The organism is Nonomuraea deserti (assembly GCF_004348685.1).
GTDB lineage: Bacteria > Actinomycetota > Actinomycetes > Streptosporangiales > Streptosporangiaceae > Nonomuraea > Nonomuraea deserti.
The window spans coordinates 40,004-58,458 of sequence record NZ_SMKO01000004.1; the positions used below are offsets into that span (position 1 = coordinate 40,004).

The 18,455-nt window shown below is 69.3% G+C and carries 18 protein-coding genes and 1 pseudogene; 6 read left to right on the forward strand and 13 right to left on the reverse strand.

Features of this window, described 5'->3' with window-relative positions; genetic code table 11:
• Positions 1 to 127: 127 nt before the first annotated feature.
• From E1292_RS02790 to E1292_RS02830, 9 genes and pseudogenes are all read right to left on the reverse strand, one after another.
• Positions 128 to 748 (reverse strand): response regulator, encoded by a 621-nt coding sequence (locus E1292_RS02790; RefSeq protein WP_132591658.1) that lies wholly within the window; start codon positions 746 to 748, stop codon positions 128 to 130.
• Entirely contained in the window at positions 745 to 1,953 is a 1,209-nt protein-coding gene (locus tag E1292_RS02795; RefSeq protein ID WP_132591660.1) for a sensor histidine kinase, read from the reverse strand. Before E1292_RS02795 ends, E1292_RS02790 begins: the two co-directional genes overlap by 4 nt.
• A gap of 35 nt (positions 1,954 to 1,988) precedes the next feature.
• Positions 1,989 to 3,809 (reverse strand): hypothetical protein, encoded by a 1,821-nt coding sequence (locus E1292_RS02800; protein WP_132591662.1) that lies wholly within the window; start codon positions 3,807 to 3,809, stop codon positions 1,989 to 1,991.
• Positions 3,794 to 4,561 (reverse strand): ABC transporter ATP-binding protein, encoded by a 768-nt coding sequence (locus E1292_RS02805; RefSeq protein WP_246089891.1) that lies wholly within the window; start codon positions 4,559 to 4,561, stop codon positions 3,794 to 3,796. Before E1292_RS02805 ends, E1292_RS02800 begins: the two co-directional genes overlap by 16 nt.
• A gap of 587 nt (positions 4,562 to 5,148) precedes the next feature.
• Positions 5,149 to 5,307 (reverse strand): annotated as a pseudogene (locus E1292_RS54765) (helix-turn-helix domain-containing protein); the annotation flags it as partial.
• 79 nt (positions 5,308 to 5,386) lie between these two features.
• Complete coding sequence (locus E1292_RS02815; protein WP_132591666.1) at positions 5,387 to 6,775, reverse strand: hypothetical protein; 1,389 nt, start codon at positions 6,773 to 6,775, stop codon at positions 5,387 to 5,389.
• Between the two features lie 19 nt (positions 6,776 to 6,794).
• A complete protein-coding gene (locus E1292_RS02820) occupies positions 6,795 to 6,986 on the reverse strand; it encodes a hypothetical protein (RefSeq protein WP_132591668.1) in 192 nt (63 codons plus the stop codon).
• A 295-nt stretch (positions 6,987 to 7,281) separates the two neighbouring features.
• Complete coding sequence (locus tag E1292_RS02825) at positions 7,282 to 8,175, reverse strand: helix-turn-helix domain-containing protein (RefSeq protein ID WP_132591670.1); 894 nt, start codon at positions 8,173 to 8,175, stop codon at positions 7,282 to 7,284.
• Between the two features lie 400 nt (positions 8,176 to 8,575).
• A complete protein-coding gene (locus tag E1292_RS02830) occupies positions 8,576 to 8,926 on the reverse strand; it encodes a hypothetical protein (protein ID WP_132591672.1) in 351 nt (116 codons plus the stop codon).
• Between the two features lie 130 nt (positions 8,927 to 9,056).
• On the opposite strand from E1292_RS02830, the gene E1292_RS02835 reads away from it, so the two are divergent.
• The gene (locus tag E1292_RS02835) at positions 9,057 to 10,541 is read left to right on the forward strand and encodes an MFS transporter (RefSeq protein ID WP_220446628.1); all 1,485 of its coding nucleotides are present in this window, start codon (positions 9,057 to 9,059) and stop codon (positions 10,539 to 10,541) included.
• 38 nt (positions 10,542 to 10,579) lie between these two features.
• The gene (gene soxR, locus E1292_RS02840; RefSeq protein ID WP_132591674.1) at positions 10,580 to 11,071 is read left to right on the forward strand and encodes a redox-sensitive transcriptional activator SoxR; all 492 of its coding nucleotides are present in this window, start codon (positions 10,580 to 10,582) and stop codon (positions 11,069 to 11,071) included.
• A gap of 315 nt (positions 11,072 to 11,386) precedes the next feature.
• On the opposite strand, the gene E1292_RS02845 is transcribed toward soxR, so the two are convergent.
• Positions 11,387 to 12,208 carry an SDR family oxidoreductase gene (locus E1292_RS02845; protein WP_132591676.1) on the reverse strand — a complete coding sequence of 274 codons (822 nt, stop codon included), beginning with the start codon at positions 12,206 to 12,208 and terminating at the stop codon, positions 11,387 to 11,389.
• Between the two features lie 502 nt (positions 12,209 to 12,710).
• On the opposite strand from E1292_RS02845, the gene E1292_RS02855 reads away from it, so the two are divergent.
• Positions 12,711 to 13,694, forward strand: coding sequence for a helix-turn-helix transcriptional regulator (locus E1292_RS02855; RefSeq protein WP_132591678.1), 984 nt, complete (start codon positions 12,711 to 12,713; stop codon positions 13,692 to 13,694).
• Here E1292_RS02855 and E1292_RS53380 read toward each other — a convergent pair.
• The 3 genes from E1292_RS53380 to E1292_RS52495 form a co-directional block, all read right to left on the reverse strand.
• On the reverse strand, positions 13,622 to 14,143 hold the full coding sequence (locus tag E1292_RS53380; protein ID WP_246089883.1) for a DNA glycosylase AlkZ-like family protein: 522 nt from the start codon (positions 14,141 to 14,143) through the stop codon (positions 13,622 to 13,624). The two genes, E1292_RS02855 and E1292_RS53380, sit on opposite strands and share 73 nt — an antisense overlap.
• A gap of 223 nt (positions 14,144 to 14,366) precedes the next feature.
• A complete protein-coding gene (locus tag E1292_RS53385) occupies positions 14,367 to 14,645 on the reverse strand; it encodes a DNA glycosylase AlkZ-like family protein (RefSeq protein ID WP_246089884.1) in 279 nt (92 codons plus the stop codon).
• Between the two features lie 183 nt (positions 14,646 to 14,828).
• Positions 14,829 to 15,722, reverse strand: coding sequence for a helix-turn-helix domain-containing protein (locus tag E1292_RS52495; protein WP_220446629.1), 894 nt, complete (start codon positions 15,720 to 15,722; stop codon positions 14,829 to 14,831).
• A gap of 340 nt (positions 15,723 to 16,062) precedes the next feature.
• Here E1292_RS52495 and E1292_RS02870 point away from each other — a divergent pair, with 340 nt between their 5' ends.
• From E1292_RS02870 to E1292_RS02880, 3 genes are all read left to right on the forward strand, one after another.
• Positions 16,063 to 16,569, forward strand: coding sequence for a pyridoxamine 5'-phosphate oxidase family protein (locus E1292_RS02870; RefSeq protein WP_132591680.1), 507 nt, complete (start codon positions 16,063 to 16,065; stop codon positions 16,567 to 16,569).
• Positions 16,570 to 16,805: 236 nt separating this feature from the next.
• A complete protein-coding gene (locus E1292_RS02875) occupies positions 16,806 to 17,378 on the forward strand; it encodes a dihydrofolate reductase family protein (RefSeq protein ID WP_132591682.1) in 573 nt (190 codons plus the stop codon).
• A gap of 440 nt (positions 17,379 to 17,818) precedes the next feature.
• Positions 17,819 to 18,298, forward strand: a complete 480-nt coding sequence (locus tag E1292_RS02880) for an SDR family NAD(P)-dependent oxidoreductase (RefSeq protein WP_220446630.1) — start codon at positions 17,819 to 17,821, stop codon at positions 18,296 to 18,298.
• Positions 18,299 to 18,455: the final 157 nt, after the last annotated feature.

Consider the following 18,455-nt stretch of genomic DNA (forward strand, 5'->3'; position numbering starts at 1 on the left):
ATCAGGACGGAGAATGAGCGCCGAGCCGGTGCGACCATGCCGGGCGGGCCGGCGGTGCCGGGCGTGAGGTGCGGCAGTGGCCCGTCGACGAAGGTGGCGGGCGCGGCATAGGCGGCCCGTTGGTCGGCTAACTGAGTAAACCTCGTCGATAACCCTCGCCGACGGCGGCGGCGCGGTCGCGGACGCCGAGTTTGTCGTAGATGTGCAGCAGGTGGGTCTTGATGCTGGCCTCGCTGATGAAGAGCTTGGTGGCCGCCTGGCGATTGGAAGCGCCGTCGGCGACGAGGGCGAGGACTTGGAGTTCGCGGTCGGTGAGGGCAGCTTTGACCGGTTTGCGAACCTGGCCCATCAGGCGGCCGGCGACGGAGGGGGACAGGACCGGCTCGCCGGCGGCCGCGGCGCGGACGGCGCGCAGGAGCTCGTCGGTGGGGGCGTCTTTGAGGAGGTAGCCGGTGGCGCCGGCTTCGATCGCGGGCAGGACGTCGGAGTCGCCGTCGAAGGTGGTCAGTACGAGGATCCTGATGTGGGGGTGGGAGTGGCGCAGGGCGGTGATGGCAGTGACACCGTCCATCTCGGGCATGCGTAGGTCCATGAGGACGATGTCGACCTCGAGTGCGGCGGCGCGGTCGATGGCTTCGCGGCCGTTGGCGGCTTCGCCGGCGACGTGGATGTCGGGTTCGGCTTCGAACGCGGCGCGCAGGCCGTCGCGGACGATGGGATGGTCGTCGACGATGAGGAGGCGGATCACCGGGGGTTTCCTTGGAGCGCGGGGACGGTGGCGCTGACGGCGGTGCCCTCGCCGGGCGTGCTCTCGATCTCGAAGGAGCCGCCAACGCCGCGTAGGCGTTGTCTCATGCTGCTGAGGCCGAATCCTTTGCTGTCGGGGTTGTGGAAACCGGTGCCGTTGTCGCGGATGTCGAGGAGAACGACGGCGCCGGTGTAGGACAGGGTGAGGCCGGCGCGGGTGGCGTCCGCGTGTTTGGCGACGTTGGCGAGGGCTTCCTGCGCGACACGGAAGAGGGTGACCTCGATGGCGGGGCTGAGAGGGACGCGGTCGCCGGTCACTTCGACGTGGAGGTCGACACCGGTGGTGTGGGCCCAGTTGCGGGCCAGGACGGTCATGGCTTCGGGGAGGTGGGCGTCCTCGAGCTGGTGTGGCTGGAGGGCGGCGACGGAGCGGCGGGCTTCGGTGAGGCTGTCCTGAGCGAGGTTGAGCGCGAGTCGGAGGTGGGTGTCGGAGTCCTCGACGCGTTGGGCGGCACGTAGCTGGGTGATGATGCCGGTGAGGCCTTGGGCGAGGGTGTCGTGGATTTCGCGGGCCATGCGCTGGCGTTCGTCGAGGGTGCCGGCCTGATGGGCTTGGGTGAGAAGCTGGGCGTGGAGGTCGGCGTTCTCCTCCAGGGCGGTCTGAAGGTCACTGACTGCCTTCCGGTATTTACGCTGCCGGTCCTCGATCCTGATGCCGGCGATGTGGCCGCCACCGATGGCGATGGTCTGCACGGCGATGATCGCCAGGTGGAAGGCGATGAGCTGGATGGTGGCGTGGGCCCAGTCGATCGTCGATTGGTACACGACGACGGAGGTGGCGGCGACGGCGACGAAGGTCCACTTGGAGGGAGCGAAGTTGGCGGCGAGAAAGAAGCCGGAGATGGAGTAGATGATGAAGATGGGGTCGTGGAAGGTCAGCAGCGCGGCGGTGGCCAGCAGGCCGGCGAAGTGAACGGTGACGGCGGCCCTCCGTCTGCGCACGGCGGCGGGGAGGAGGGTACGGGCGCCGAGATTCCAGGCGAGGGCCAGGCCGGTGAGCGCGAGGGTGCGGAGGATCCCGCCTTCGGGCTGGTCGGGTGAGGCGAGGCTGATGGCGAGCGAAGCGGTGAGGGTGATGTAGGGGACGATCTCGACGACGCCTAAGAATCGTCGTTCCCAGGTGGAGGGCGGGAAGGGGTCCTTCATCCGGGGGTTCCCCTCCTCTCGGGTACGGATGGGTTTCACCTGGTGGTGGCCGACGAAGACGAGCTTAGGCGCATGGGGATCAGGAACGCGTATCCGTACATGAGGAGCCCTAGGGCGATCATGAAGATAATGGTCGGCCATTGCCAGATGGGCGGAAGATGAAGGGCGAGGAACCATAGGGAGCCCTCGATCCCGAAGATCTTCATGGCCATGGGCACGAGTCCCTGAGGGAACAGGGGAAGCCAGGCGATGGTGTGGCAGATCGTGACGCCGATGCGGTGGCGGATGGGGAGATCGGCGCTGGTGGGTTTGTCGGCCCGGGGTGCCGTGCCGTGCTTCATGAGGTTGAGGAGGTCGATCCCGTGATTCTCGAGCCTGCGGTAGGCGATCTTGCCGAGTCCCCAGGCGCTGAGGGTGCCGGTCAGCACACCGGTGGCGATGCCGGCCCAGGGGTGAAGGAGGATGGCGCCGGCCGTGGGAAGGGCGGTTGCGGGGACCGTGACGAGCACGAGCCAGGCGAGGCTGGTCTCGGCGGTTTCGTCGGCACCGGTGCTGAGCGGGTTGCCGCCGCGCTTGTGGGGGTCGGTGCCGGGGACGAGCGAGGTGACGGCGAGCAGGACGATGACCCCGGCGCCGCCGCCCAGGAGGGCGGGCAGCAGGCCGAGTACCCACGGCCAGGCCCAGGCCTGGCCGCTGACCAGCGTGCCGGCAACGGAGAGAACGACGGCGGCTGGGCCGACGATGAGGAGCCAGGCCAGTTGGCGGCCGCGTACGTCGGCGCGTTCCGCGCCGGGGGTCATGAGAGTGAGCCATAGGGCGGTCCCGTCGGCGCCGTAGAGGTTGGCCGAGGACGCGGCGGCCATCACGATCGCGATGAGTCCCGCAAAGGGGACCATGATCCAGGCGTCGATGGTGACGAGCAGGAGGGGGGTGACGATGGCATAAGAGAAGGCGGTGGCGAGGAGCTGGATGCGGACGAGGTCGCGCCACCAGGCGCGCAGTTCCTTGGCTGCGGCGATGCGGGCGCCGCTGGTGATGGGGAAGGGGCGGGGCGTGCCGCGGCGGGGCGGCACACCGCCGCGTGCGGTCGAGACGACGCGCCGCGACAGCAGGCCGGCCCAGGCGGCCAGGAGCAGAGTGATCACGCCGGCGTTGGCGACGAGGATGGCCAGGGCGAGGAACCAGGGGGCTTCGACGGCTGCCACGCCCCATCCGGAGGGCAGGACGCGAACGAGGCCATGGGTCCAGGCGGCGCTGTCGGTGCCGCCGAGAGCTGCGACGGGCGCCCAGCCGTTGCTGCACAGGGCGATGGCGGTACCGGTCACGATGCCGACGGTCGCCGCGGTGGCGCGGGATCTGACCAGCAGCCCGATGATCGCCACGATGACGCGGGAGATCATCACCATGGTGATGAGCGTGGTGACGGCTGCTGCCAGGCCGATGAGCACCCCGGCGGGGCCGAAGCGCCAGCCGTACACGGGCAGGGAGAGCAAGGCGATGAGGTTGATCGCAGGTGCGGGGCCCGCGAAAGCTCCGGCGAGCAGTGCCGCCGCGATCCGGCCTGGCGTGGCCGGGAGCATGGAGAAGTATTCGGGGCGGAGGGCCTCGTTGCCACCCCCGATGAAGATGGGGCCGAAGATCCAGCCGGAGAGCCACACGGCCAGGCAGAGGGGCAGGTGGGCGGGCCACATGACGGCGACAGCGATTGTTCCGAAGGCCAGGATCAGCCCGAACGAGACGCCGGTGTAGAAGGAGGAGGCGTTGTCGCCGCGCAGGGAGTTGCGCATAAGTGCCAGCCGCATGCGGATCATGTGCTGTGCCAAGACGGCCGGGCCGGGGGTCAGAAGGTGAGCCATGCCAGCCCCTCCGTTGCTCCGGTGCGGGCGCCGACGAGGTTGACGAAGGCGTCCTCAAGGGTTCCGGCGCCGCGTACGTCGTCCAGGGGCCCGGCGGCTACGACACGGCCGTCGGAGATGACGCCCACGTGGTCGCAGAGCTGCTCGACGAGGGTCATGACGTGGCTGGAGATGATCACGGAGCCGCCGTTGCCAACGAATCTGCGCAGGATGGTCCTGATCGTGGCAGCGGAGACGGGGTCGACGGCCTCGAAGGGCTCGTCCAGAACAAGCAGGCGGGGCGCGTGCAGGAGGGCGACGGCCAGGCCGATCTTCTTGCGCATGCCAGTGGAGTATTCGATGACCAGCGTCCGCTCAGCAGAGTCGAGTTCCAGGATCCGGAGGAGTTCGTCGGTGCGCTCGGCGACGACGACGGGGGGCAGGCCGCGCAGCAGGCCGAGGTAGGTGAGGACCTCGCGACCAGTGAGCCGTTCCGGCATGGCGTTGCCGTCGGGCAGCACGCCGATCATTCCCTTGGCCTGGACGGTGTCGCGCCAGACGTCCACCCCGAAGATCTCGGCGCTGCCGGCGTCGGGGCTGAGCAGGCCGACGGCCATGGCCAGGGTGGTGGTCTTGCCGGCGCCGTTGGGGCCGACCAGGCCGTAGAAGGAGCCGGCGGGGACGGTGAGGTGGATGTCGTCGACGGCCAAGTGGTCGCCGAAGGCTTTGCGGAGTCCGGTGGTGCGGAGGGCGGGCTCCCGGTGTGTTGGCATGCCTTGAGAATCGCGCGGAGGCGGGGGTGGCGGATCGTCCGCGCGGGGAGCGGGATGGTGGATTCCGGCATCAACCGATCGGTTGATGCGAGGAGGGGCGGCGGGCGCCTGGCTGAGCGCCGCGAGCACGTTGTGGTCCCCCATGCCGTCGCGGGAGTTCTCGATCCTGATCGACGGCAGCGGTCCTTCGCGGCCGGGAAAGAACAGCGATCCGTCGCCCGCGACGTCGTTCCAGTGGCGGGGGTCCCAGGTCGACAGCGGGCCATCGGTGCGCACCGGATGGCCGTACCAGCGTCGTCGACATCACCTCGACGTCGGGGAAGCGCTGCTTGAACCGCGGACCTCGCCACGGCGCAGCGGTTCGTGAAGATCGGCGGTTGCCTGAGCGACCATCTGCACGTGAGCATCTGGACGGGCGGTCTCGAAGGCCGTGCACAAGTCGCTTGCCAGACCACTTCGGATCGGCTGGAGCACGCCCAGCCGCAGCACATCGACTGTCGTCTGGCGGCGATCTGCGCATCCGCGATGGCCTTCTCCAGCCCTCGGTATGCGGAACCGGCGTCCCGAAGAAACCGTTCGCCGATCGGCGTCGGCCGTACGGCCCGGCTCGCCCGCTCGACAACCTTCGCGCCGAGCCGCCGCTCCAGCCCTTGGATCAGCTGGCTGACTCTGGATGGGGACAGATACAGGCGCGTAGCCGTACGACCGAAGTGCAGCTCTTCGGCTAGGTATAAGAAGACCTCGATCCCACGGACCTCGGTGACCCTCTCCTGACGTCTGCGGCTCTGAACGGCACAGCAGCGGGGCCGTGCCGCCGATGCCGAGTCACCTCCCCGGTGGGAAGTGTTGTTCCCGCCCTACGGTCAGCCCGCCGCGCGCCGCCGCCGCGTGGATGTCCCGTGCCATCTGATCTACGGTGTCCTGGTCGGGCGGCATGTCCTGGTAGGACAGACTCAGGTACCAATCCCCGTCGAACGTCCGCGCCAGCATCAGCCGGACCAGGCGATGGTCCTCGTCGCGCAGGACACGGTCGCCGTAGAACTGTTCAGCGTCGTTGTCGATCCGCCCGCGCCTGTGGATCCCCAGCGCGTCCCGGAACTCGTCCAGCGTCGCGGCGGTGAACTGACCGTCCAGATATGCCTGGTACAGCACGTACACCTGGGCCGACGTGCGTACCGGCCGGGTAGCGGGTGGTGTCCGGCGATTCGGCATCGGCCTGGGCGCCAGCCAGTCGCGTTCGTAGACCAGGCCAACCTCCCTCGATGCCGCCATGATCTCGTCCCGCCATCGATCGATGTCGCTGTCTGGCGGGCGGACCCCCTCAAGCCCGATCTCGAAGCGCCATGCGTTCTCGTCGTTGAACCCGCGGCGCAGCCGCAGTTGCGCCCGGAAGCGGGTGTCGTTGGGCAGATACCCGATGCCCCATTCCAGCTTCCAGATCTCGTCGAGATCAGCACCCCACTCCGCCTCGAGGTTCAACCGCCTGTGCAACGTACGGAGCATGACCTCGGTCATCTGACCGTGGAACCACATGACGAGCAGCCATTCCTCGTCGCCGCGTATCTCCCTTCGGGCCCGATCCGACAACGGCCAGGACTTCTGGGTCGCCACCTGTTCCTGGACAATCTCCAGCCCGAGCTCGACGGCCAGTGGGTGCACCTGGTCGCGCAGCCTCTGGATCACGCGCTCGTCCGGTGTGCGGCGCAGGTACAGCAACCGGAGGAACCAGCGTTCGTTGTGGGCGTGGTAAAGGTCGAAGTTCCAGCGGTATTCCATGTCGCTGTGCAGCACACGCAGGCCGAAATCTCGTTCGCGTGGGTCGGCGTGGGCCCGCCGGGTCATGCCAAGACGGCTGAGAATCGTGGCCACGGCCTGCTCGGACAGCGAACCTTTCAATTCGACCACCCACGCGCGACCGACGCTCCACTCACCGAGCACGGGCGGCGGGCCCGCGTGCCGCCTGCCGACCTCGGAAGCGCGCCGCAGCCAGGCGATCACCCGTTCGGCCTCGTCCGGGTGGACACCGTAGAAGTCGTTGTCCGCTCGCCCGTCCTCGTCCTTCACCGGGCCGCCATGGATGCGCCAGGTCCCCTTGCCAGGGACGAAACACGCATCGACCCGGCCGCCATATCCTTCCGTCAGCGAGCGCCGGTACAGCGAACCAGGCCCCGGTGCGGACGTGGTTTCCACGTAATACGACACGAGGTCAGCCAATGGACTTGCTCCCTGAGCTTTACTGTCGACGCCGCGTTGGCAGGCTTGGGGCCGGCGAACCGACCGCGGTGAAGGGGGCGCGCTCGCCGGCGACTCGTCGTTCTTCGGCCCGGTCCACCTCTTCCGGCGACGGCGTGGAGAACACGCGCAGCACCCGCGCCGACGTCAGCCGCTCGAACTGCGGATAGGCGGTCCGCTCGATCCACATCATCCCAGGCCGTCCCTCGCCTCGATCCCGGCGTCCAGACACCGCAACCGTAACGACGATCAACTCCACCGGATGACCGGTTCACCAAGCCGCGATCAAACCCCGGCGGAGGGTCACATCACCCGAGGAACACCCACTCTGTCCAGCAGCTCAGCACCCCACTATCCCTTTCTCCCGTACTTGGTCTGCCCCCCTTGACGGCCTGTCAGGCGAGTAGGCAGCCGCGGTAGCGCGCCGCTGATGTCAGTTGTGGCGGGCCATCTTGATGGCTGGGATCAGCAGGATGGCGGCGATCTTCTCAACAGCTGGCTGGATGGCTCGGTTGTAGGCATCGCCTGCGAGCCCATGAGGCGAGTCTGCGGATGGCGGCGTGGTCAGGGCTGCCCGGGGGTGCGGTGATGAGCACGATGACCTGTTCCCGGTCGTCGACGCTGGTCAGCGCCTGCCAGTCGAGGTTGAACGGTCCGACGATGGGGTGGTCGACCTGGCTGTGGCCGAAGGGGTGCACTGTGACGAGGTGCTGGCTCCACCAGGTGCGGAAGTCGTGGTCGTGGAGGGACAGTTCGCCGACGAGTTCTTGCAGGCGGGACTGGTTGGGGTAGGCGTCGGCGGCCATGCGCAGGCTGGAGACGGCTTCGCGGGCGCGGGCCGGCCAGTCGGCTTGCATGGCACGGACGTGCGGGTCGATGAAGATCATGCGGACGTAGTTGCGGTGCTTCGGTGGCAGGGCGGAGAGGTCGCCGAGCAGGGCGGCGCCGAGCTGGTTCCAGGCCAGGATGTCCAGGTAGCGCCCGAGGACCAGGGCTGCGGTGTCGACGAGGTTCGCCAGCAGCCGCAGCGTTTGCGCGCTGACCTGCTGTTCGGCTTCGTCCGGCGGCTCCGGCATGGCGGGGTCGGCGAGGTGGAACAGGTGCTGCTGCTGGTCATCATTGAGCAGCAGGGCCCGGCCGATGGCGGCCAGCACCGAGCGGGAGGCGGTGCGGGCGCGGCCTTGCTCCAGCCGGGTGTAGTAGTCGGTGCTGATTCCGGCGAGCTGGGCGACCTCTTCGCGGCGCAGGCCGGGGACCCGGCGAGGGTAGGCCGGTTCGGGCAGGCCGTGCTCGGCTGCGGTGACGGCGGCGCGCCGGGCGGTCAGGAATTCGGCCAGCACTCCTTTCGATGAAGCGAGAGACGGGCTACCCGGGCTGTCCATGTCGGCCAATGATGGCATCCAGCTGGTCAAACTTCCTGGGAATCACGTTCCGGGGAACAACTAGATCTTCCAGCTCAGCGCGCTGTCGGCAACGGTAGTGGGAGAGAAGCGGCCAGCTTCGCAGGTCTGGAGGGGGCTGTGGGGCCGGCCGCTTCTTCTATGCCGTCGTTAGCTGGGTGCTCAAACGAACGAGCCGGTCAGCCGCTGAAGGTCGTGCAGTCACGTCAGGCAACCAGGCAGGCCCCCACCACGTGGCAGGAGGACGGCCGCCGGCTCGATCACCTGCATCGTGGCCTCGGGCGTGATGGCGTCGTCGCCGAGGTCCAGCCTGATGACGACCTCGGGGAGGGCTTTGCCGTTGCCGTCGCGGAGAAGCCGGGCCAGCGGGAGGCCACCCTGGTCAGGTGCGCTGGTTTCGGAGCGTCCGCAGCAGGTCGGCTGCCTGGGTCTCGGCGGCCTGCGCCTGCTCTTCGGCGGTCGGCGATGCCGCCTGGGCAACCGTGAGCTGAGCACGCACGTCGCCGAGCTGCTGCCCGGCGGCGGCGAGGTCCTGGCGCAGCCGGTCGGCCTCGCCAGCGCGTTGCTCGCGGGCTCGGACCAGCTCGGCGCGAGCATGCTCGGCGTCGGCGTCGGCGCCAACCTTGGCCTGCTCGGCGGCTTTCTGTTCGTCGGCGATGCCCGACAACACGACGAACACGACATCGAAGATCTGGAGATGGATGAGCAGGCCCGATGAACGTATCCGCTCCACCCAGATCGACGACGCCGGGGCAGGCCGTCACAACCCCTCTGCCTCCATGCTGACCAGCGCATTTGACCTCAACCACAGTTGAGCTGATGGGCTGCTCGCCAGAGTTCGAGGGCCAGAGAAAGCGATCAGGATGGACATCACCACAAGTACGTCCCAGTCCCCGCCCACCGCCGACCGGCCGCCTCCGCTGACGCTCCCGGTGGTCCTGGTCGGCGTCGTCCTCGTGGCGATGTCCATCTCCGGGACCGCGGTCGCGCTGCCGAGCATCGGCCGCGATCTGGATACCTCGGGAAGCCCGCTGAGCTGGGTCGTCGCCGGATACAACCTGGCCTTCGCGGCCATGACTCTCATCGCGGGATCGGCCGCCGACCGGATCGGCCGTCGGCGGGTGTTCATCGCTGCGGCGCTGGTCTTCGCGGCCGGATTTCTCGCGACGGCGCTTAGCCCGTCGATCATCGTCATCGACATCGCCCGCCTCATCTCCGGCGCCGGCGGTGCTGGGATCATGGCGGCCGGCGGCGCCATGCTCGCCTCCAGCTACGACGGCGCGGCCCGCAACCGGGCCTTCGCCCTGATGGGCACCATGGCCGGAATCGGCATCGCCATCGGCCCCACCCTGTCGGGACTGCTGATCGACGCCACGGGATGGCGGGGCGGTTTCGCGGTCTTCACCGTCGTCAGCTTGCTGGTGGCCCTGGGCGCCACCCGGGCCCGCGAGTCCCGAGCGAGCGTCAGCCACCCGATCGACTGGGCGGGCAGCGCCTTGTTCGTCGCCGCACTGTCCCTGCTCATGTTCGCGCTCCTGGAGGCGTCCGCGCTCGGCTGGCTCCACCCGGGCATCCTGGTCACCGGGATCGTCGGCCTGATCGCCCTGGTGCTGTTCGGCGTCGTGCAGCGGCGCAGCCCCGCTCCGGTGCTGGCCCCTGACTTGGTCGCCAACCGGGGCTTCGTGGGCTGGAGTCTCGCGACCCTGACCACGTCGATCGGATTTCTCGGCGTTCTGGTCTTCCTGCCCACCTACCTGCAGGCGGCAGGGCTGTCCCCCTCGGCCGCAGGGGTGGCGATGCTGCTGCTGACCGCGCCTGTACTGGTCGCACCCATGGTCGCCGTGACTCTGGTGAACAAGGGCGTGTCGGCTCGCCTGCTGATCGTGATCGCGCTGGCGCTGGTCGTGGCCGGGAACCTGTGGCTGACGGCGCTGAACGCCGACCAAGCGGTCACGGCCGTCGCGGCCCCGCTGGTGATGATCGGCGTCGGCATGGGCGCCTCCTTCGGCATCACCGACGGCCAAGCCATGGCTCTGGTCCCGCCAGACGCCGTAGGCATGGCGGCCGGATTCCTCAACACCCTGCGGGGCGCGGCCGAGGCCCTCGTGATCGCCGCGTTCAGCGCCTCCCTCGTCGGTCTCCTCGCCGCGAAGCTCGGCGACACGGGTCGTGCCGCCGCGGTCGGTGCCGGACGCCTCACCAGCGGGGTCGAGGCCGAGGAACTCGACGCGTTCACCTGGTCCTGGCACCTGACCCAACTCGGTGTCGGGCTACTCTGCCTCGTGCTGTCGGTCGTGGTGGTCACCCTGATCCGTGGCCGCGCCGCGACGTCCCGAGGCACTGCCTGACCACGCAGCCGTCCCGATCACGACGAAGGAGAGATGCCGTGCGCGCCAGTCCGGACGACCACCTCACGATCGGTGAGATCATCCGCCGGACCGGCGTGCCCGCCTCCGCCCTGCACTTCTACGAACGCAAGGGCCTGATCTTCAGCGAACGCGGCAGCGGCAACCAGCGGATCTTCTCCCGGCACATGATTCGCCGAATCTCTTTGATCATCGTGGCCAAGCGCCTCAACATCCCGCTGTCACACGTGGCCGAGGTTTTCACCACCCTGCCCACCGATCGGGCACCCACCCATAAGGACTGGCAGCGGGTCTCCCGTATCTGGAAAAGGCAACTTGAGGAACGCCGCCGGGCCATCGAGACCCTCGAACAGGAGCTCACCGGCTGCATCGGTTGTGGCTGTCTGTCGTTGAAAGCATGCCTGCTCCTCAACCCCGACGACGCCCTCGAGGGCCGGGGCCCCGGCCCGGTACGGCTCCAGGAGCCCAATGTCGCCCTTCCGGACGGACCATCCACACGACAAGCCACGTGATCAGGGACGGCAATGGAGGGCGGGGGACTGTGCCACACCTCGACCTCCGGGTGATCGGCCCGACAGGCGTGTTCGTCGTCGGCTCCAAGGAATGGCGCCGCCGCACCACGATCCCCTCATCTCTGAGAACAAGATCCGCCCAACTCGTGGGTACGGTGTCGTTCTTGCCTGCACCCTCGAAGAACGCATCGTCCAGATGAGTCCGGAACGGATTGTCACGCCAAGCCGCTTCCACCCGGCCCGCTGACGCGACTTTTCCTTCGCATGCTGCTCATATCTCCGCTGTGCGGCGCCCCCGGGTTCGGCCCGTGCGGGTCAGGGCGCGGTGCGGAACCGTTCAGCGTGTTCCCGCGCCCACTGGGCGAAGGTTCGCGCGGGCGTGCCGGTGACGTCCTCGACGGTGGACAGGACCACACCGCTGGCCTCGGACGGGTTCGTGGCCAGTTGGATTCCGAACTCCACGTAGTCCTCGTCGTATCCGTAGCCGCGCAGCCGGGCGCGCTCCGCGTCCTCGCTCAGGAGCTGCACGAAGGCTATCTCCTGCCCGGTGGCCTCGGCGATGATCCGGGTGCGCTCCGCCGGGGTAAGGGCTTCGGGCCCGGTGATCGGGTAGCTCCGACCCTCGTGGCCCCCGCGGGTGAGCGCGGTGGCGGCCACGGCGGCGATGTCGGCCTCATGCACCATCGCGCTGGGGAAGGTGGCGAGCATGGACACAGTGCCCTGGGAGCTGATCTCATCGGCCCATTCGAGAGCGTTGCACATGAACTCCGCCGGCTGCAGCAGGGTCCAGCGGATCGCACTGGACTCCAGGGCGCTTTCGATACTGGTGGGCGACCAGCCGCCGAGGACCGTGGCCCGAGTGATGCCGTGGCGTGCGGCGAGGTCGATGATCTCGGGGCCGTTGGTCAGGTCGTCGTCGCCGCCGAAGGTGATCAGGTGGATCGCGTCGACCCCTTGGAAGGCTGCTCCGAGCGTGGCGGCATCGGTGAGGTCGCCCGCCACCACCTCGACCCCGGTCGGGAGGTCGGCTTTGGCGGGGGTGCGGGAGAGTGCGCGGACGTCGTGTCCGGCTTCGTGGAGTTGCGCGACGAGGTGCCGCCCGACCTGGCCGGTCGCTCCGGTGACGAGGATGCGCATGTTCGTGGTCCTTTCGTGCGGGTGTTGTCAGGCGGTGCCGGCGCGCAGGGCGCGAAGCCGAGGACGGCGGTCGTGCCGGCGGCGCGGGAGGTGCACCAGCCTGATCCCAGGTCGGGGCGCCGCCGCTGGCCGCCGCTCATCGCCTGCGTCTTGCGGCGCGCCAACTGTTCCAAACCGAGCGCCGAGAACAGATCCACGGCTCGGGCGCGGGCCGCGGCCCGGTCGAGGCCGTAGATGCGGCCCTGGGTGGCGACCTCGTCCAGGGCCCGTTGGGTGTGCCCGGCGCCGTTGCCCTGGCCGACGTACCCGATGCGCTCGCGCCGGAGGGGTCGATGCCCCGGACGGCGCGGACCTCGTCGCCGTCGGGAGCCCGAGAACTCCGGGACAGATTGGCTGTGCTGACCATGTGTCGGCGTACGCTCCGTTCCGCTTCGGTGGCGGTCCCCATCATCACTGGGCTTGTGGCCGGTATATGTCCACAAGTGCGGCCTAGAGTGGGTTCATGTCGACCGGCACCCGCGTCCTCGAACTCCTCGGACTGCTGCAGAACCGGCGACATTGGCCCAGCCACGAGCTCGCGCGCCGCCTCAGCGTCAGCCAGCGCACGCTCCGCCGCGACATCGACAGCCTCCAGGAGCTCGGATATCCGATCACCGCCACACGGGGCACCGGTGGCGGCTACCAACTCAGCCCCGGCGCCTCGCTCCCGCCCCTGGTACTCAGCGAGGACGAGGCCGCCGCCATCGTCATGGGGCTCCAAGAGATCACCTCCGGCCCCTACCCGACGTCAGCCGACGCCGCGCTGAGCGCCATGGCCAAGATCGTCCAGGTGCTTCCCGTGCGGATCCGACGCCGCATCGACAGCCTCCGCGCCGTCGCCGTCCCGGCGCCCACCCCCGAGGCACGCGCGGGCGTCACCGATGTCGCCTCGTTGACGACCCTCGCCCTGGCCTGCCGCGACACCGAGACGGTGCAGTTCGCCTACCGCACCCGCACCGGTCAGACCGCGGCCAGGACAGTCCACCCGCACCACATCGTCCGCGTCGAGAACCGCCTGTACCTCATCGCCTGGGACCTCGACCGGGCCGACTGGCGCACCTTCCGCGTCGACCGCATCGGTGACGCGAGCCGCACCGGCACGACGTTCGCCCCCCGCCCCCTCCCCGCCGACGATCCCATCGAGTACGTGCGCGCCCGGATCAGGGCGATGCCCGCCAGGTATCCCGTCCGCGCCACGGTCGCGGCCCCCGCCGAACGGGTACGGGAGGAGATCGCGCACTACGGGACGGTGGAACCCATCGACGACACCTCGTGCCGGGTGGAGATCGCCACCGACTCCCTGGACTGGGCCACCTTCTGCATCGGAGCGCTCGACGTCCCCGTTGTGGTCCACGGCCCACCGGAAGCCATCGCCTACATGCGCGCCTGGGGACGACGCCTCACCGCCGGCACCCAAGAGCCGGGCTGCATGGCCGGTGAGGGGTAGACGGTGAACACCCGCTGGCCGTCGAGCCACCCGCTGAGCCGCCGCGCTTCGGCCGCCAACGCCTCGCTGGCCTGCGGGGAGACATCGTCATCAAGCAGGCGCAGCTCGACCACACCGCCGGGATCCTGCACCCATGCACCGACGACGCGTCCATCGACCCAGGCGGTGGTCCCGGCGTTGCCCGCACTGTCGAACAACCGGGGTGCGTGCGCACCGAGGTAGAAGGCGCGCGCCTTCCAGCCCATCACGGTCGGATCGAGCAACGGCAGGAGCGCGACCCACGGCTCGGCGGAGACCACCGGGTCGAGATCGTCCTTGCGCAGCCACCCGACCGAGCCGTCCTCCAGGGACACCCGCTGCGCGCCGATGTCGTCCAGCGCGGTGCGAACTGCGGACTTGGTGGCGCCCAGCCACCAACTCGCGGAGCGATCGAGACCCGTCCTCCCCACGACTTGCTAGGAGCCTGCTCGATGACACCGGCGGCCTCGGGCACTTCCTCGCGTATCCGCTTCGACGGCCGCGGCACGCCGTCGGCCAGGCATCCCAGCACCGCCTCCTCCGCAGCCGCGAGCCATGCGGCTCCCTGCCCCTCAGCGGCCGGCCCCCAGCGTTGGAGATCCTTGACCAGCCGATGGCGATGGACCGCAGCCACCCGGGCCGAGGCACTTCCCCTCACCGCCGGCACAAGATCGCGGGGAACACGAACAGGGTCTCGCGCATCGACTGCTGCCGCATGAGGGGGCGTGTGTCGTAGAGCGCCCGTTCGACGTCGTCGATGTCAAGCGCGTCGACCCGCGCCCAGCAGGACAGGTGCACGCTCGGCGGATCGGTGGCATGGAGACACACCACCGCACGGGCGGCCTCCTCGGCAGAGGCCGCTTTGGCCGTGGGGGCGAGAGCGTGCCGCACGCCCAACCGGGTGCGGCGCTCCTCATCGGTTACCAAGCGCATGGGGCCATCCTGGCGAGGAGGGCCGACAGATCAAGGCGCAGCCGATGCGCTCGCGCACCAGCGGAGCCTGGGTCCGCACGTCGAAGCCGGTCGCCGTCGGGAGCCCGAAACTTCGGGACAGATTGGCAGCTCTGATCATGTGTCGGCGTTCGCTCCGTTCCGCTTCGGTGGCGGTCCCCATCATCACTGGGCTCGGTAGGTGGCCGGGGCCGTCGAGATCCTCGCCGCGCAGGCCCCGAACCCGCACGCCGCGCTGGCCCAGCTACCCCGCTGGGACGAGACGGAGAGTGGCAGCCGCGCCATCACATGGAGGCTCGCGGAGACTCCCATCGGCACGAGGTCCGGCACCCGCTCGGCCAGCCGGCCGACGAGCGTGTCCCGCAACTGCCGGTACCGCGGCCGCATCCGGCGCCGGTGCCGCTCACCCCGCGCGACGAAGTCCTCGAAGGTCAGCTGGTCGAACACCGGCGAGCCGCGATCGCCGATCATCTTGGCCCTCGACATCGGCTCGCCCAGACGGCTCGGCAGGATCAGCCGGCCGAGCCGGAGCCCGGGCGCCAGCGTCTTGCTCGCCGTACCTCGGCGCGATGATACGGACTGGGTCGGGCCCTCGGTCACGTCCAACGCATCGGCGACGGCCTGTCCGACCGCGCCGGCCACGGCCGCGGTCCGGACCGGGACGAGATCGACGAAGGCGCCACCGGCGGGAAACCGGGACACCGCCCGCTCGGCGACGGCGGCCGCCGGCCGAGTCTTGCCCACCCCGCCCGGGCCGACCACGGTCACCAGCCGCGACTTGTCCAGCGCCGCCTCGACCGCTGCGATGTCCGCCGTCCGCCCGACGAAGGTCGTCCGGCTGGTCGGCAAGCCGACGAACCGCCCGGTACGGGACCGCTCAGCCAACGCGGCCAAGGCGCGCCGGTCGACGACATCGAGCTTGCGCAGCAGCGCCGCGACGTGGCTCTCGACCGTCCGGACCGAGATGCGCAGCAGGCCGGCGATCTGCGCGTTCGACAGGTGCCCGCCCACGGCGGCGAGCACCTCGGCCTCCCGCGTCGAGATTTTCGTCGAATCCACGCCTACCAGGATGGCGTACGTCAGCGACCGTTCCGTAGCGGCTCAGTGTCCGGCACGGATGTCCAGATGCGTGCCGCCCGCCAGACTGGCTTTACACCGTCGAACAAGGAGGTCACGATGCACAACCCGACCGTGTTCCCGGAAGCGGGGTGACCGTCATGGACGAGCTCTCGATCCACTGGACACCGTTGCTTGCTCAGGAGCGGTACCCGCCCGCGGACTGGCCCGACGGAGCCGATCGCCGCCACCCCTTCACCGACCGTATGCGACGCAACACCACCGAACGCGCCGCAAGGGCCCCGATGACCGTTATCTACCGGGTCCAGCGGGGGTCGGCGTCATGACCGACGTCGATCTGGACGCCCACGCCCGTGGCCTGATGGACGCCAACCTGTACGTGGTCCTCGGCACCGCCGACGCCGACGGCATCCCGTGGACGTCGCCCGTCTACTTCGCGAGCGCCGATTACGCCGAGATCTTCTGGGTGTCCAGCCCCGACACGCAGCACTCCCGTAACCTCGCCGCGCGTCCCCGGCTGAGCATGGTGATCTTCGACTCAACGGTGCCGGCCTACCACGGCCGGGCGGTGTACCTGTCCGGCACCGCCGCCGAGCTGACCGGCCGCGACCTGGACCGCGGTATCGAGATCTTCCCCGGAGACCCCAGCCGGGGTGGGGCCACCCTGTCGCTCGAGGACGTCACCGCACCGGCGGCGTGGCGCCTGTATCGCGCGACGATCAGCGAGGCGTTCGTGCTGTGCCCCCGCGAGCCGCGCCAGCCGTGCCCCCTGCATGGCCTCGCCGCCGACCATCGCGCGCCCGTGATGCCCTGGCGCCATCCGGCCTAGTGCTCGACGGCGACAGGCGTCCCGGTGCGCGCCTCGATCGCGTGGACGACAGCGGGGCATGTCCCGCTCGCCGCGTTCCGTACCCAACTGCCGCGGGAGCGACGCTCCGGCAGGCCTCGAACAAGGACACCTTCAGACGCGAGTGGGTGGCCGTTACCTCACATCTCGGCGACGGTGCGGGCAGGCCACATGGTCAGGCCAGGTGCGCTTGCCCGCACCGACAGAAAGGAAACCGTATGACGAAGTCCGTGTTGTACATGTCGATGTCGCTCGACGGGTTCATCACCGGCCCGGGCAACGGGCTAGGGATCGGCGGCCTCCGGCTGCACGAGTGGCTCGGCGAGCCCGTCTCCGACCCGCCGTACTTCGACCCGCCGGGGCTGAGCGGGCAGGTGTTCGGCGAGCTGATGGCGACGGGTGCGGTCGTTGTGGGCCGCAAGACGTTCGAGTACGCCGGCCGCTGGCATGGTGATCATCACGGTGTGCCGATCTTCGTACCCACGCGTGGTGTCCCGCCGGCGCCGCGGAGCGGCTGGGTTCACTACGTGCCCGACGTCGCGACGGCGATGCGTGAGGCCAAGGCGGCCTCCGGCGACAAGGACGTGATGGTGCACGGTGCCGGACTCGCGCAGTCGCTGCTGCGCGAGGGCCTGCTCGACGAGCTGGAGATCCACCTGATCCCGGTCGTCCTCGGTGACGGGCGGCGGCTGTTCGGCGCGGACCGCGTCGAGTTCGAGTTGACCCGGGTGCTCGACGCGCCCGGTGTCACGCATTTGCGCTATCGGGTGAGCTCAGGTGCCGGCCGGTGACCACGGCGACCAGCGCCATCGCCTCACGCCGGAGAACTCCCGCTACGGAAGAAGAAGCTCCCGGGTGGTCCTCCGCACCCATCTCCCGCGGTCGTGACCGTGCCTGAACCCCGCGTGCCGTTGGTGAGGCGTCGGACGCCTGCGGGTCCGCATCTGCCCCGTTCACCACGCTGCCCGCCCTTGGCCCGCGGACGCGATCGGGAACACCACCGGCGTCGATGTCGAGGACACGTGTGGGCATGTCCACCGGAGCATCGAGCTTGTCATGCGACTCGATCAATAGCTAGGAGTGCCCATGTCCAAGGTGTGGTTCGTGACAGGAAGTCGCGCGGTCTGGGTCGCGCGTTCGTCGAGGTCGCGCTCGAAGCGGGTGATCGCGCGGTGGCGACGGCGCGTAATCCAGAGCGGTTGCGGGATCTCCTCGACACCTACGGCGATGGGTGCTTCCGCTGCGGCTGGACGTGACCGATCATGCCGCGGCTGTGCGCGCGGTTGCTCAGGCCGTGGAGAGGTTCGGTTGCATCGATGTCGCCGTCAACAGCGCCGGCTATAGCGACCTGAGCTCGTTCGAGGACACGACGATCGATTCGTTCCGGACGCAGGTCGATACCAATTTCTTCGGCGTCGTCAATGTTTCGAAGGCGGTCGTTCCGATCTTGCGCGGGCAGGGCGCTACCGCCAAGCAGCACCAGGCCGATACGGACTGCGACGCGGCCCGGCAGCGTGCCGGCCGACTCGCCGGATTGCACACGGCCGCCGCCGCCCGCATCACCGAACTCGGACAGCAGGACGACCACCAACGGCGGGAGCAGACGGTCACTGCCGCCGCCGTGGCCGAGCAGGCCCGCTTCGCCGCGGACCAGGCGACCGGCGAGGCCGCGCAGCGAACTCACGGACCTTCGCACCATGGCTTTTTCTGACGCCTGTTCCCGTTCATGCGGCAGAAAACTGCAGCGGCGGTCCACCATCGTGGGCTCGTGCCGGCTGAATTCAAGTCACGATATGCACACTGTGCCTCACCGATGGCTTCCGGACCGCCTGATGGACCGCCTGTTGGACCGTCGCATGCCCGAAGCA

Bases quoted from the DNA above. Each gene is read 5' to 3' on its own strand.
- E1292_RS02795 (WP_132591660.1), bottom strand. From the start codon at position 1,953: ATGAAGGACCCCTTCCCGCCCTCCACCTGGGAACGACGATTCTTAGGC.
- E1292_RS02800 (WP_132591662.1), bottom strand. From the start codon at position 3,809: ATGGCTCACCTTCTGACCCCCGGCCCGGCCGTCTTGGCACAGCACATG.
- E1292_RS02805 (WP_246089891.1), bottom strand. From the start codon at position 4,561: ATGCCAACACACCGGGAGCCCGCCCTCCGCACCACCGGACTCCGCAAA.
- E1292_RS02820 (WP_132591668.1), bottom strand. From the start codon at position 6,986: ATGATGTGGATCGAGCGGACCGCCTATCCGCAGTTCGAGCGGCTGACG.
- E1292_RS02825 (WP_132591670.1), bottom strand. From the start codon at position 8,175: ATGGACAGCCCGGGTAGCCCGTCTCTCGCTTCATCGAAAGGAGTGCTG.
- E1292_RS02835 (WP_220446628.1), top strand. From the start codon at position 9,057: ATGGACATCACCACAAGTACGTCCCAGTCCCCGCCCACCGCCGACCGG.
- E1292_RS02845 (WP_132591676.1), bottom strand. From the start codon at position 12,208: ATGCGCATCCTCGTCACCGGAGCGACCGGCCAGGTCGGGCGGCACCTC.
- E1292_RS02855 (WP_132591678.1), top strand. From the start codon at position 12,711: ATGTCGACCGGCACCCGCGTCCTCGAACTCCTCGGACTGCTGCAGAAC.
- E1292_RS53385 (WP_246089884.1), bottom strand. From the start codon at position 14,645: ATGCGCTTGGTAACCGATGAGGAGCGCCGCACCCGGTTGGGCGTGCGG.
- E1292_RS02870 (WP_132591680.1), top strand. From the start codon at position 16,063: ATGACCGACGTCGATCTGGACGCCCACGCCCGTGGCCTGATGGACGCC.
- E1292_RS02875 (WP_132591682.1), top strand. From the start codon at position 16,806: ATGACGAAGTCCGTGTTGTACATGTCGATGTCGCTCGACGGGTTCATC.